The following is a 13,854-nucleotide window of genomic DNA, read 5'->3' as shown; positions in this document are numbered from 1 at the left end:
CTCTAGATTCGATATTTAATTTAAACAATAAGGCTTATGTATTGAAAGGTTTACTAACGCGCGCCATCAGAGATGTGCGCACCATTGTAAACTACTGCCTGGCTTGCGTCACGACATTGCGAACAGTACGTGCAATCCGCTCTTCGACATCACCTGCCCACCGCCAGGCTGGGTGACCATATTCGTCCAGATGTGGTCCACCCTCATAGCCCCCTTCCTCCCACACACGCCTTGACGGTATATAAGCCGCCATTTGATTTGCATACCCACACACCCAGGTCGTTTGTTGATTATATTCTTTTTTAAACCGAAGTGAATAATCGACCACAGCTTCGCCACCTATTCCGATAAAAAGCAATTCCTTACCCAACATCCATGCCTGGACCGGATAATCATAATGAGACTCAAACACAACGCCCTCCTCCAATCTTTTAAGCATTCGCCTGGCCCATCTCGCCGACAACTTCCGGTCTCCATTTGCAATGGGTAAAAGGGTTTCCCGCGTGGCTAACTCTTCATACTTTAGCGCCACATATTCAAAACCTGTTCCTATATGAGACCTGATCGGTTCCATATTACCGGACAGGACTGCCTCCACAGCCTGTGCTAACATGCTTCCATATTTTTTACAATACGCCATGGATCTTCTGGGAATTGGATTCTGATCCCCACCGCAAGCATTGAAAAACATGGCAGCCATTCCAGGGTACGCTTTTTCAAGATTAATTTGAGCAAATCCGGGGTAATCGCCACTCCACGTATTGTAAGAGATCGTGGTGGGGTGACAAGCATAACCAAAAAGAACGGCTATTAGATTTCCAGATGATCCTTTTATGGCCAATACGGGCACATCATGATCAACTGGTCCTTTCAGCTTTTGGCCGGTTGCCCGAATCTCTTCTACCTCAGATTCTACATTTTCTCGTCGGTTAACGGCAAATGTACAGGTGCCGGTTGACTCATAAAGATACGCGTCCTGCCAGTTATCCAAGGCTTCACCGACAGCCTCAGCAATCTGATCCCCCATCCAATCCGAATATTCATCCACCAACTGCTCCTGCGATTCATCAACCGGATAATAATCCTGCAAATCTTCAGTCAACCGCGGTCCCGAATGGTTGTGAGAAAAGGTTAACATAAATCGCTTTCGAACCACACCAAAAAGTTGATAAACTTTCTGATATATACTTTCATAAACCGTTTTGGACATCCCTTGGTGATCCGTGGTAGCTAACACCACTACAGACCCGCTCGCATCTTTGAGCGCGACCACTTTGACATATAAATCGTGCACTTTACCATAGGGAATTCGTTTGTAACCATACCCAGCTAGCCACACCTTTGTTTTTGGCGTGATTATACGCCGTCCAATACCAACTTTCCAGCGAAGCGATTCCTTTTCTTCCTGTTTGCGCAACAATGCACTCCAGGGCAGCACGGTCAACAACCGGAGAAAGTCCCTTCGATGAAAATCAGTCTGGTCCGTCATTACTACAAAAATTTCATTATTGGTACAGTTTCAATCGATTCATGTTGCTAGGCCTACGGTCGATGCCTCTCAGGTTACTCGCCGACCAAATACACTATACCTTCCGACAACCCTACCCAGGTGGGCTACTGGATTCCGAAAATGCCAAATTGTTGGACAAATTGACATTTTTAATTGAAATATCAAATCAATCATAAAATTATATTTATAGTACCTTTGAGAAGAAATTGTTCAACCAAAGCAGATACTTAGGATGGAACTTTGCTGTAAAGTCCAATTTAATCAGTAAACTCCCAAATTAGGAATCAAGCCATTAACAATAAAATCAGCGATTTAAATGACTAAAAAATCACCGCTTCGCCCCCTGAATTCGCTTTCCATGACCGACCGTGTAGAAAATATCCTGCGAGAATATTTTGAAGACAACGGTTTCAAGCCCGGTGACTCATTGCCCGGTGAAGTCGAAATCGCCGAAAAACTGGAGGTCAGTCGCAATGTAGTCCGCGAAGCCCTCAGCCGGCTCCGCATGCTGGGCATCGTGGAATCCAAGACGCGGCGGGGCATGATTATGGCCCGGCCAGACATCCTGGGTGGTCTGGAGCGCGTCCTCAATCCCTATATACTGGGCGACAAAACACTCCGGGATGTCTTTGAGATCCGACTCATCCACGAAATGGGTATGGCCGAATTTTTATTTGCGCGAAAAACTAAAAAAGATATTCTGGAACTTGAAGAGATCGTAACCAGTCAACAAAGCATCGAACGGCCAACAAAAGAAGAAGAAATCAGATTTCACACCAAATTATACAGCATGACCGGCAATGAAACATTCAAGCGATTTCAAAAAATGCTTTTCCCGGTCTTTGACCACGTGTTCACCGAATACCGGAATGGCGAAGAAATCACTGCACCCCCTGATCATGTTCATCATGATCAATTGGTAGAGGTGTTAAAATCCGGTACCGTCTATGACTTCCGACAAGCTATGGAAATCCATCTGGGACCCTATTTTAAATTGATCAATTTGTAAGAAAAACGGATGACAATATCAAACCATTCTTCTCTCCCAAGCCCGGCACATAGCTTCGAAAATCATGCGCATTCTATTTCCTTTTAATCTTTTATATTAGACACCTATTAAAAGCGCTGTTCATCAAAAGGTAAATCAAAAACAACGGGTATGAAAAAATCACTCCTTCTCCTATTACTAGCCCTCGCCGGATCGCTGTCCATCAAAAACTCCGTATATTCACAGCGCAATCCCACCTTCCTATCTTCTCCCAACCTCATCAAAACGCCCGGTCAACATGAATTATATTCTCCTGAAAATAGAAAATTTACAGGTATACCTAGCTTAGCCGTGACAGCCTCGGGAACCCTATGGGCGGTATGGTATGCAGGAATCAGCCCTGGCGAAGATGAAAACAACTATGTAGTGGTGGCCAATAGTCACGACCAGGGTTCTACCTGGAAAGAGGTCCTCGTTATCGACCCGGACCGAGAGGGTCCTGTTCGGGCTTTTGATCCGGAAGTATGGATGGATCCTGAAGGGCAACTCTGGATTTTTTGGGCCCAAGGCTATGCTGGCAAAATCCAGGAGAAAATAGACGGCAAAATTGCCGGTGTCTGGGCGACAACCCTCCAAAATGACGACCATGAAAACCCTGTATGGTCAAAACCTTACCGAATAACAGATGGCGTGATGATGTGCAAGCCAACCGTTTTGAAAAATGGGGAATGGTTGCTTCCTGTCTCTACCTGGTACCTGACAGAGAATAGCGCTAAAGTAGTATCTACTATAAATGGCGGTCTAAGGTGGAACATCAAAGGAGCGGCCCACGTACCTGAAGAAATCAGGACCTTTGATGAGCATATGATCGTAGAGAAAGACGATGGTGCCCTTTTGCTGTGGGCGAGAACGAAATCAGGCATCGGTGAAAGCACCTCTCGTGACGGAGGAAAAACCTGGAGCTCTTTACAGAAACCAAAAGTTGAACACCCAAGCGCCCGTTTTTTTATACGAAAATTGGCTTCAGGAAATCTGTTGGTAGTAAAACACGGCCCCATACAAGTTCGCACCGGAAGATCCCATCTGATGGCCTTCATTTCTCAAGATGACGGGAACACTTGGTCAAGAGGATTGTTACTGGATGAAAGACCTTCCGTATCCTATCCGGATGGCCAGCAAACCGAAGATGGACCTATTTACATCGCGTATGATTATAGTCGAACAGGTGAACAAAAAATATACTTGACCAGCTTCACTGAAGATGATATATTGTCACCGAAGTATGACGAAAGTATGCTCAAAGTTTTTAACAATCGAAAAATAATAAGTGATGGTGGTCAATAAACGCCCACCATAAAGATCAACCTCAGCGAACCCTAAAACCTAATAAACCAATGAAAAAACTCCTTCAATGGGCACTTATTGTTGCCGCCCTTTTGATCATTATTATTCTCATATTTGTCGTATACAACAATCGGGACCGACACCCCGGGTACAAGGTAGACCTGTCCATCAATCATTCCGTTGACCAGGTAAACTACAAGGTCGGCTTTGCAAAGAAACCCGTCACCCCCACCATTGCAGACACCTGGAATGACACCAATGGAAATGCCCGGTTCGACGAAGGTGAAACTTACAACGACCTGAATAACAACGGGAAATTTGATGCGGTATGGATCGCTGGTTTTCACAATAACAGACCTGCAAATGGCGTACACGATGACGTTTGGGCCCGAACGGTAGTGGTGGATGATGGGACGACGAGGATCGCCCTGGTTTCGCTCGATGCCATAGGCTTTATGCATTCCGATGTCATTGACATACGCAAAGCAATCCCAGCAGACCTCAATATTGATTATACGCTAATCTCTTCTACCCACACTCATGAAAGCAATGACCTGGTGGGCATCTGGGGGCCCAGTATGTTTAAATCAGGGGTAGACTCCGAACATATGAAATGGTTAAAAGAACAAGTGGTAAATTCCATTGAAGAAGCATGTACCCGTCTAAGACCAGCAAAGCTTGTTCTCGGTCAGGATCTAAGTGGTCAGGACTCCATCTTGATCAAAGATACCCGAAAGCCAATCGTGAAAGCGACCGGCATTCAAATCATGGAAGTTCTGGATGCAGAACAAGACACCACCTTAGGTTCAATAGTCAATTGGTCGAATCATCCGGAGGCTCTATGGAGTAAGAACTTATTGATTAGTTCCGATTACCCACATTACATCCGGGACGCCCTGGAACAAGGAATTAGTATTCAGGGGGACACCCTGGTGAAAGGACTGGGTGGAACTTCTGTTTTTTTCAGCGGCGTAATTGGCGGGTTGATGGCTCCTCACTCCTCACTATCCATCTATGATTCGCTTCGAAACGAAGAATACACTGAACCCTCGTTCGAAAAGGCGCGGGCCATCGGAGAGCAAGTAGCGATCTGGTCTTTGAAAGCATTGGAAAATGCAGATACTTTAACTCGTTTTGATCCATTGCGACTGCAGGCCAAAACAGTCTTTGTACCCGTAAAAAACACCATCTTTCGGATTGCTTCTTCCATCGGTCTGCTTCACAGAGGGATGACCGGGTGGTTCAAGGCGACGTCAGAGGTGGCCGGCCTACGGATCGGTCCATCAACCTGGCTCAGTATTCCGGGTGAACTGTATCCGGAGATTGTTTTTGGTGGCGTGGAATCTCCTCCCGGGCAAGATTTCGACATTGAACCCATAGAAACTCCTCCGCTTCAAGACTTCATGACCGGCGATTATCATTACTACATCGGACTATCAAATGATCTGGTCGGCTACATCATCCCCAAAAGCGAATGGGACGAAAAAGAACCCTGGTTGTATCACGACAACAACAGTCCATATGGCGAAGAAAATTCATTGGGGCCGGAGACAGCACCCATACTTTATAAGGAACTCAAAGAGGTACTTTTGAAATTAAATTAATTTTAGACATGGATTGAAATCTCTCATTCGTATCTTTTATCCGCTGATATATCAAAATATACCTCAAGAAAGTATTTGTAAAAAATGGGAGCATAGCCTGGCCGAATGGCCAGGATTTAGCCGATGATATGCTCTACTACAAAAGCAGCCCGCTGGCCACCCTTTCTTCATGATAAGGTCAGTATTTCAGACACATCAAAATTTTTGTCGAGTAAGGTTATTTGGTCACGAGGATGAAAATTCGTTCTGTAGGGTTTTGCATCCGAATTATGGCTCTACCGGCAAAAGCTTGAGCCCATAATTCATTCAACTTTTCCACTATAGCTGCATGGTTACATCCCACAGGACACTTATTAATTATTTCTACGTGGATCAATTCCACATTCTCATCGGGTTTCAGCAGACCGGTCTCACCCATTTTATGGTATTATTCACTGCTGATCAATAGCTTATTGAATTCTATTGATGACATTTCCGAATGATTTCGATGTTAAATATAGATTCTTGTTGTAAATTAAACCGGTTGTTTTACCCCCTTGAGGAGAGTACAACTGTTTTTTTAAAGACGTTGAAAAAAAATCTATTATGAAATTTTCATTGCTTTTAGTACTCATTCCCATGGTCATTTCCTGCAATTCATCCACTTCTCAAGAAGGGAGAGATAGCCATTCGCAAGTGGTGCATTCTGCACAGAAAATGGTTATCAACACTGACAATCAAAATACAAAACATCAGAATGACGATCTCCTGAAATTTCAATATTACCGGGACCGGAAATCCGGATTGATTCAGTCACGTTCCCCACTGCCCTCCAGCTGGCTCATGCATCAGGATCCCAACGCTCCCTATTCTATCACCGGACCGAATGGCATTAAAGTCAGTCAACCTAAAACAGAACAATATGGATACTCCCAGGATCCATTTGCACTGCAAACCATTCAAATGTCCGGCCAGCAAATCGCACCGGTTTATTCGTTACAGCAAATACTGGATCAACTGATCAGACCCTCTGCAGAAGCACAGGGATATTCATTCGTCAGAAGTTATTCCGTACCAGGTGTTCAGGCATTTTGGGAAAGATTTACGGCCGCTTTGCCGCAGACAGGAAGTCATCGAAGCATTTACACGCTGGGATCAGAATGGAAGGATACCCAGGGCCATCAATCGTTGATTACGCTTGTGCAACTTGTGACTCAAAAAGGGCAAATAATCAACTGGACCCTGCAAACGTCCGAAATGGAGGCTCCGGCATCGCAGTTTCAAAAAGCAAAAGAAGCCTATCTCTATGCCGTTTCTCAAACGGAAATCAACCCACAGTGGCAGCAGTATATGAACGGAAAGCTCATAGGCCAGATCCGTCAGAATGATGCATTTTGGGCACAGGCTTCCGCACAAAGCGCGCAAGCCCACCAGCAAAGAATGACAGCTATACAGGCAAGAGGAGCTGCCAGCCGGTCTGTTGGTCAGATTTACAGCGAAATTTCAGACATCAACCACGCCGGTTATCTCAAACGGAACAATATGGTCAATGCCGGTCAATCCCGTACAGTCAATGCTATTGGCGGCCACGCCATCATCGGCAACGGTGAAACCGGAGAACGGTACCAGGTTGAGGCCGGGAGCCGCTATTATTGGGTCAATAAAGATGGCGAATATTTTGGAACGGATAATTCACTTTACGATCCCAGAATCGACAACAGGATCAATGGTGAACAATGGCAGAAATTTCAGATTGAACAATAATAGATAAACTCTTCACCTGATTATTTATATCGATTTATAAGAATTTCCGAAACATCAAACACTTTATCCCCGGGATTAAAAATGGTCTGATCTTTATACCGATCTGATTCCGGGTCAGAATATACTTCTATACGATCTTCCGGTAAATTCACTACCCAATCTTCCGGTAAATTCACTACCCAACATTCCGGAATACCTGGTGAAGTATATATGGGCCATTTGATTTTTTATCTACACTATAAGTTATATCAGACACATCTACAACTACCAAAGTACCATTAGGACCTGGAAGTATTTTTGAATATTCCTTCTTATCTTTCTTCAAAATAACCAAATCAGGTTCGGGCTCGTTCCATTTATCAACGTGGATACAGTTTTGAATACTGACAATGTATTGATCAACAAATACCGGGACAAAAAGTGCATTTATTTTGTTAACCGATGCAAAATACCTGGTTCCAATGGGGGCCATAGTAAAGATTTCTCCGTTAATAAGTTCCATCCTTTCATCAGGCTTCAACAGCCCGGTCTCACCCATTTTATGGTATTCTTCACTGGTGATCAATCTTTTGTTGACTGCTACAACTGACATTCCTGAATAATTTAATTCGTTTTAAATAAACGATATAATCCTGATTATATGTTTGAACAACCGAACATAGATGTAAAATCCCCAGGTTTAATACAGTCCTTGATTAAGGTACAAATCTGTTTTTTATATTCATCCCGGCCTGATTAACATCTCTATAACCCAATTTCTCAATCATTTTGTTAATTTTGACTTTGGTTCAAAAATACATTTTCTTTTTCACCTCAAAATTGATAGAAACATGCTTGTTGTCTTTCCAAGAAAAATAATCCACATTTTCTTACCAGTCCTCTTCATCTTGCCCCTGCTTGTTGCTCCATCCTGCAACAGATCAGCACAAAAGTCTCCGGGGACATCGGTCTCAAAGTTGGAACCCCAGCAAGATCATCGCCGAGCCAAGAACCCGCTTTCGGATTATGTCTATACACCGGACGATGCTTTTGAATATGAAATTGCTTTTCAGAAGAAAGAATCAGGATACACCTTCTATGTGTTACGTATGATTTCTCAGGAATGGTTGAGCACGAAAGAAGTCGTGGATCCAACCTGGTGGCACTGGGTCTCGGTCGTCGTTCCCGATGGGGAGGTTCCAGAGACAGGTTTCTTATTTATCAGCGGAGGCAGCCGAAGTTCCAACATGCCAGAAAAAGCGAGTGGAGAAATCCTGGAAATTGCCAAAAACACAAGGAGTGTAGTGGCCAAGCTACACAATGTTCCCAATCAACATACAGTTTTCAAAAATGATGATTTCGGCCCCCGGAAAGAAGATGAACTCATCGCTTTCGGTTGGCGAAGATTCTTAGAGGGAGGTGGTCAGGACAAAGATGGCGAATGGTTAGCGCGTTTCCCCATGACCAAAGCCGCTGTTCGTGCCATGGACGCCATCACCGATCTAACCCAAAAAGAGAATAAAACCAATACGATAAAAAAATATGTAGTGGCTGGCGCGTCCAAACGAGGATGGACCACCTGGACCACCGGGGCCGTTGACAAACGGGTGGTAGCTATAGCTCCCCTTGTCATCGATTTACTGAACATGGTCCCCTCCTTCCAGCATCACTGGCGGGCATACGGCCGCTGGGCAGATGCCATATATGATTACAATCACGAAGGCATCATGGAATGGCAGGATTCCAAAGAGTATGAAGCACTGGTTCGGCTGACCGAACCGTACAGTTTTCTGGACCAACTTACCATCCCGAAGCTAATACTCAATGCGGCCGGCGACCAATTTTTCCTGCCTGATTCCTGGCAGTTTTACTGGAAAGATCTGAAAGGGGAAAAACACCTCCGTTATATTCCCAACACCGATCACGGGATGAAAAACTCAGACGTGCTGACTTCATTAATCTCATTTTATCAAATGATCTTGGCCAATCAATCGCGTCCGGATTTTGACTGGAGCGTTAAAGACGGGGTCACATCCATCAAAACAAACGACAATCATAAGCCGATTGCAGTCAAACTCTGGAAAGCGCATAATCCGGCGGCGCGAAACTTCCAGCTGAAAGAGATCGGCGAAGCATATCAAAGCCAGGATATTCCCATCGAAGCAGACGGAAAATATACGATCACAGTTGATGCGCCCAGTGAGGGTTGGACCGCTTATTTCGTGGAGTTAACCTTCCCCGGTGTGGATCAAATTCCATTAAAATTAACCACCGGGACGGTTGTCCTTCCGGACGAGTATCCATACCCACCCTTCGAGAGTAAAGATCCTAAAGGACACCAGCAGTGATTATTGATTATTGATGGTTAATGGTTAATGGTTAAAATTCGTAAAAAAAACGCCACAGACTGTTGTCTTTCATGATATTACGAAAGGAATGAAATATTGCTGATGGAATATAGGAAAGGAATATCAGTATTAATTCAATGATCAAGAGCTAGCAGACGTCCTGCATGGGTTTGCCCACGCGACTGAATCCTATAAAAGAGAATACCGGATGACGCATATCTAAATGGAGTACAATCACCCTGCTTCATCTGTTTCTGATAAAACAATTGTCGTCCCAACCCATCATAGATCATAAGATCCACGGGGTGCCGATAGTCAGATCTTGGCAAATAAATCTCCTGATTATTACGTAAAACAGGATTGATATGGGCAAGCGCTGCTCGTTCCGGACCATCTACCGTGACAGTGATAACCGGTGAATACGCAAAGCTCCCGTCGTAATCGACTTGCTTGAGTCGGTAGTATATCTGTGGTTGATCAATATTTTGATCAACGTAAGTATACGACTGCAGTTCTTGACTATGACCAGCCCCTTCGACTTCAGTCAAGGCATAAAATGAGCGTTGATCATCACTCCTTTGCACCTCGAAAAAATGGTTGTTCAATTCGGAAGCTGTCCGCCACGTTAGCACAACCCCTTCTGCATCCTCGAAGTATTTTCCTTCAAATGACAGCAACTCAATCGGATTCACAGCGCCACGTGTGGACGGGCCTGCAAACCAAGTATCGTCTGATCGTTTTTGAAGCGACCAACCGATGGGCGTACTGTTATTTTCTGAAATGCCAATGTCTGAACTTATCATACCTTTCGCAGGCCCTCCCAATGCCCTTAGAACGCCTTCATAGCTTATAAAGTCAAAGACTACGGTATCCGTCATATTCTGAAATACAAGTGCTATACCATCGCGTGGACCATCTTGAACAAAAGAGGTTGTTCTTTCCCACACGTAATAACAGCCCTGTTGCCTTGCATCACAGCCAACCATAATTCCTTGCAAGCCTCGGCTCTCATATACTAAACTGTCATTCCCATTATACAGATATATCCGGTATTGGGAGGCCGTACCGGGCTGCGGGTCGGGCAAAAAAACTTCCACAAATTCCCCAGTACCTGTTCCTATATTATCATAATGGAACTCACTAATGAATTGAGCGGAGCTATTTGAAATTGCAAGACAGACCCACAGAAAATTGCCAAATATTTTGACGATAGACATCATAAACATGTTTCATACCGCCATAAGATACAATAAAAACTTTATATAATCAAATATTTCTATATACGCACATTTAATTCCGCACAACATAACACATCACCCAAAAAACAACACTATATATCGAGACACCACACGTACACAAAACAATAAATTGAAATTTACAAAGAGATTCTTGTCCCCACATTTTTACCTGCGACAATGTCGAGAATAACATCCTCTTTGTTCCCATTGGCGATATAGGTTGGGATATTTTTTGCTGCAGCTCCTTTAGCGATTTTGAGTTTGGAACCCATGCCACCCCGACCTTCGGCTTCTCCTTTTTCATTTTCCTGGACATATTGCTCCACATTCTCATGAATCTTTACATCTTTTATCACCGAAGTCCCTTCTGCGTCAGGATGCCCGGTGTACAGTCCGTCGATATCTGTCAGGATGATCATCATATCCGCTTCGATTAACTCCGCAACCAGACTGGCCAACTCATCATTATCGGAAAACATGGACTTGGTTACAGATACCGCATCATCCTCATTGGCTATGGGGACTACGCCTTCGGACATCAATCCTTCGTAACAGTTAATCATATTCTCTCGGTGAATACCTGGATTAAAATCCCGTTTGGTCGCCAACACCTGCGCGGTCTTCATTCCGTAATCCCGGAAAAAATTATAATACAACCGCATCATACGCGGTTGGCCAATGGCAGAATAAACCTGTCTGCGAATGGTCTTATCTTCTATGTGACTGTCCCCAAGTACTTCCATGCCCGCAATGACAGATCCGGAGGATATCACTACAGACATAATCTCTTCCTCATACAGCGCAGCAATCTGTCTAACCAAGTTTTTAAGAACAGGCCGGACAATCCGATTGTCCCTGTTTGTCATGACGTTGGTTCCAACTTTTATAACGATCCTTTTCTTATACATATCCTTAATGCTTAATTTGTCCATAATACCTTACCTTCCAATTTCTTCTGCTCGATTAAATGCGGCAAACGCTGCCTCTTTGATCAACTCTTTAACTTTATTATTCTCCATGGAGTCCAGAGCTGCTTGCGTCGTTCCACCTTTTGAAGCGACTCGGCTCATCCACTCTTCTGGCGACAGGTTACTTTGATTGAATAACTCAATGGCACCTTCAAACGTTTGCTGAACCAACATCTTCGCTTCTTCCGGAGAAAATTCCATATCCAGCGCTGCATCCATCATGGACTGCATAAAATAAAATACATAGGCTGGTCCACTGCCTGAAATACCCGTAGACGCATCGATCGTTCGTTCATCTTTAACCAACAACGATACTCCGGTCGTATCCAGTAACTTCTTAACCACATCCAGCTCCACTTGACTCACTTCTGGTGCACTGGTAAACGAAGTGACCCCTTTGCCAACTTGTGCCGGTAAATTGGGCATGGTCCGAATCACTTTCTTGACACCCAAAGCCTCCTGAATGGTCTTAATGGTCACACCAGCCATAAGGGAAACAAAGAGTTGATCCTGTCGAACCAGATCCTTTATAGATTCAAATAGTGCTGCACTGTGGTAAGGTTTTACAGCGATCAATACCACATCAGCTTTATCAATGCAGTTTTCAATGCGATCATAAACGTCAAAATAATCAATTTTCTCTAAAGATTTTACTTTATCTGGCGCCGCATCCATAATGAGCAAATCACGACCATTAAGCATTTTAGACTCACCGATGGAAGTGGCATAAGTCAATCCCATATTCCCGGCTCCAATAACTAATACTTTCATTTTTATAATTCAGATTTTATAATTCAAAATTGCAGGCATGCAAATTAGGGCTTTTCATTGTCGTTGCAAGATCTATCTAGCTCGTAAGCGATTCAAAAAACAACACGCCAATTTCAATCCGCGTAGATAAATTTTGTTGCGTATTCATGCCCCTTTAGCCTGTGCCATTGTTAATTCTAAACAACAGGTCTGCCCCATCAATTCGGGTACAAAGGTACAAATACCATGCATTCGTCTTTAAAAAACAATGCAGGGTACCGTTTTTCCAATAGACTGCCCCTATTTCTTAAGAGTATACCCCGATACAAATTAACCCGGAATCAAAAAATAAATTTCAGCACAGCGGTTATACGTTCTACCATCCACCGATTTCTGGATTTCAAATAAAAAAGCAATAGCTCGTTTCATTGTTTGACAATGTTAAGGTTTATTAAAAATATAATAGCTCTCCTCTGCGCCTGCCAATATGACAGATAATCACGAAACACTGTCAACTGCCCCTTTTTTGATAAAAAGGAATGAGTATATTTGCGTTTTGCAATAGTGAATAAAGTGAGTACACCCAATCAAGACAGTATCAGCCTCAATAAGTACATCAGTTCGACGGGCATCTGCTCCAGAAGAGAAGCCGACCGAATGATCGATGATGGCCGAGTTCTTCTGAACGGGCAGATCGCTCAACGTGGAAACAGAGTTTTCGACGGGGATCAGGTCACCTTGGATGGCAAACCCATTGGATCAAAACCTCGTGAGATCTATATCGCGCTGAACAAGCCGGTAGGTATCGTATCGACCACTGACTCCAGAGAACCTGCTAATATTATCCGGTTCGTGAACCACCCCGAACGGCTTTTCCACATCGGTCGACTGGACAAAGACTCCCAGGGTCTGATTCTTCTCACCAACAATGGCGATATCGTTAATAAGGTGCTGCGAGCAGGTAATAACCACGACAAGGAATACATCGTCACAGTTGATCAGAATATTACAAATCGTTTTTTGGTCAACATGCGCAAAGGGGTCCATATCCTGGGTACCAGGACAAAAAAATGCACGGTAATTAAACTCAATTCAAGACAGTTCAAGATCATCCTCGTCGAAGGCATGAACCGACAAATCCGACGAATGTGTAAACACCTCGGCTACAACGTACTTAAGTTAAAACGCGTACGGATTATGCACCTCACCCTGGAGGGGCTCAACACCGGGGATTGGCGGGAATTAACCCCGCAAGAAATTCATCAGCTGAAAGAATTGGTCTCAGGATCAGCCAAGGATGTTAAGTGATAGTGGTATTCTGTGGCTAGAATCGGGCATCAAGATTAGATGACTTTTTCTCTCACCGCTCCTCGTGTGGTAAA

At 44.0% G+C, this 13,854-nt stretch carries 11 protein-coding genes; 6 read left to right on the top strand and 5 right to left on the bottom strand.

The features are described 5' to 3' along the window. Positions 1-91 precede the first annotated feature (91 nt). Positions 92-1,489: a neutral/alkaline non-lysosomal ceramidase N-terminal domain-containing protein gene (locus KUV50_RS02180; RefSeq protein WP_222578438.1), complete on the bottom strand. Its 1,398-nt coding sequence runs from the start codon at positions 1,487-1,489 to the stop codon at positions 92-94. A gap of 337 nt (positions 1,490-1,826) precedes the next feature. On the opposite strand from KUV50_RS02180, the gene KUV50_RS02175 reads away from it, so the two are divergent. From KUV50_RS02175 to KUV50_RS02160, 4 genes are all read left to right on the top strand, one after another. Continuing rightward, the gene (locus tag KUV50_RS02175) at positions 1,827-2,519 is read left to right on the top strand and encodes a FadR/GntR family transcriptional regulator (protein WP_222578437.1); all 693 of its coding nucleotides are present in this window, start codon (positions 1,827-1,829) and stop codon (positions 2,517-2,519) included. A 150-nt stretch (positions 2,520-2,669) separates the two neighbouring features. Beyond that, positions 2,670-3,842: a sialidase family protein gene (locus KUV50_RS02170; RefSeq protein ID WP_222578436.1), complete on the top strand. Its 1,173-nt coding sequence runs from the start codon at positions 2,670-2,672 to the stop codon at positions 3,840-3,842. Between the two features lie 50 nt (positions 3,843-3,892). Next, positions 3,893-5,446, top strand: a complete 1,554-nt coding sequence (locus KUV50_RS02165; protein ID WP_222578435.1) for a hypothetical protein — start codon at positions 3,893-3,895, stop codon at positions 5,444-5,446. Positions 5,447-6,031: 585 nt separating this feature from the next. Further along, entirely contained in the window at positions 6,032-7,189 is a 1,158-nt protein-coding gene (locus tag KUV50_RS02160; protein WP_222578434.1) for a hypothetical protein, read from the top strand. A 175-nt stretch (positions 7,190-7,364) separates the two neighbouring features. Here KUV50_RS02160 and KUV50_RS02150 read toward each other — a convergent pair whose 3' ends face one another. Next, a complete protein-coding gene (locus tag KUV50_RS02150) occupies positions 7,365-7,781 on the bottom strand; it encodes a Uma2 family endonuclease (protein WP_222578433.1) in 417 nt (138 codons plus the stop codon). A 238-nt stretch (positions 7,782-8,019) separates the two neighbouring features. On the opposite strand from KUV50_RS02150, the gene KUV50_RS02145 reads away from it, so the two are divergent. Continuing rightward, complete coding sequence (locus tag KUV50_RS02145; RefSeq protein ID WP_222578432.1) at positions 8,020-9,516, top strand: PhoPQ-activated pathogenicity-related family protein; 1,497 nt, start codon at positions 8,020-8,022, stop codon at positions 9,514-9,516. Positions 9,517-9,650: 134 nt separating this feature from the next. On the opposite strand, the gene KUV50_RS02140 is transcribed toward KUV50_RS02145, so the two are convergent. From KUV50_RS02140 to proC, 3 genes are all read right to left on the bottom strand, one after another. Then, a complete protein-coding gene (locus KUV50_RS02140) occupies positions 9,651-10,736 on the bottom strand; it encodes a hypothetical protein (RefSeq protein ID WP_222578431.1) in 1,086 nt (361 codons plus the stop codon). Positions 10,737-10,891: 155 nt separating this feature from the next. Next, the gene (gene proB, locus KUV50_RS02135) at positions 10,892-11,662 is read right to left on the bottom strand and encodes a glutamate 5-kinase (protein WP_222578430.1); all 771 of its coding nucleotides are present in this window, start codon (positions 11,660-11,662) and stop codon (positions 10,892-10,894) included. Positions 11,663-11,692: 30 nt separating this feature from the next. Next, positions 11,693-12,493 carry a pyrroline-5-carboxylate reductase gene (proC, locus tag KUV50_RS02130; RefSeq protein ID WP_222578429.1) on the bottom strand — a complete coding sequence of 267 codons (801 nt, stop codon included), beginning with the start codon at positions 12,491-12,493 and terminating at the stop codon, positions 11,693-11,695. A gap of 528 nt (positions 12,494-13,021) precedes the next feature. Between proC and rluF the strand changes: the two genes are divergently transcribed. Further along, on the top strand, positions 13,022-13,780 hold the full coding sequence (rluF, locus tag KUV50_RS02125) for a 23S rRNA pseudouridine(2604) synthase RluF (RefSeq protein WP_261394958.1): 759 nt from the start codon (positions 13,022-13,024) through the stop codon (positions 13,778-13,780). Positions 13,781-13,854 lie beyond the last annotated feature (74 nt).

Source organism: Membranihabitans marinus, assembly GCF_019802045.1.
GTDB classification, from domain to species: domain Bacteria; phylum Bacteroidota; class Bacteroidia; order Chitinophagales; family Saprospiraceae; genus Membranihabitans; species Membranihabitans marinus_A.
The sequence above is the reverse complement of the archived record's forward strand: the minus strand, read 5'-3'. Positions and strand labels throughout refer to the sequence as shown.

Bases quoted from the DNA above. Each gene is read 5' to 3' on its own strand.
- KUV50_RS02170 (WP_222578436.1), top strand. From the start codon at position 2,670: ATGAAAAAATCACTCCTTCTCCTATTACTAGCCCTCGCCGGATCGCTG.
- KUV50_RS02165 (WP_222578435.1), top strand. From the start codon at position 3,893: ATGAAAAAACTCCTTCAATGGGCACTTATTGTTGCCGCCCTTTTGATC.
- KUV50_RS02150 (WP_222578433.1), bottom strand. From the start codon at position 7,781: ATGTCAGTTGTAGCAGTCAACAAAAGATTGATCACCAGTGAAGAATAC.
- KUV50_RS02145 (WP_222578432.1), top strand. From the start codon at position 8,020: ATGCTTGTTGTCTTTCCAAGAAAAATAATCCACATTTTCTTACCAGTC.
- KUV50_RS02140 (WP_222578431.1), bottom strand. From the start codon at position 10,736: ATGATGTCTATCGTCAAAATATTTGGCAATTTTCTGTGGGTCTGTCTT.
- KUV50_RS02175 (WP_222578437.1), top strand. From the start codon at position 1,827: ATGACTAAAAAATCACCGCTTCGCCCCCTGAATTCGCTTTCCATGACC.
- proC (WP_222578429.1), bottom strand. From the start codon at position 12,493: ATGAAAGTATTAGTTATTGGAGCCGGGAATATGGGATTGACTTATGCC.
- KUV50_RS02160 (WP_222578434.1), top strand. From the start codon at position 6,032: ATGAAATTTTCATTGCTTTTAGTACTCATTCCCATGGTCATTTCCTGC.
- KUV50_RS02180 (WP_222578438.1), bottom strand. From the start codon at position 1,489: ATGACGGACCAGACTGATTTTCATCGAAGGGACTTTCTCCGGTTGTTG.
- proB (WP_222578430.1), bottom strand. From the start codon at position 11,662: ATGTATAAGAAAAGGATCGTTATAAAAGTTGGAACCAACGTCATGACA.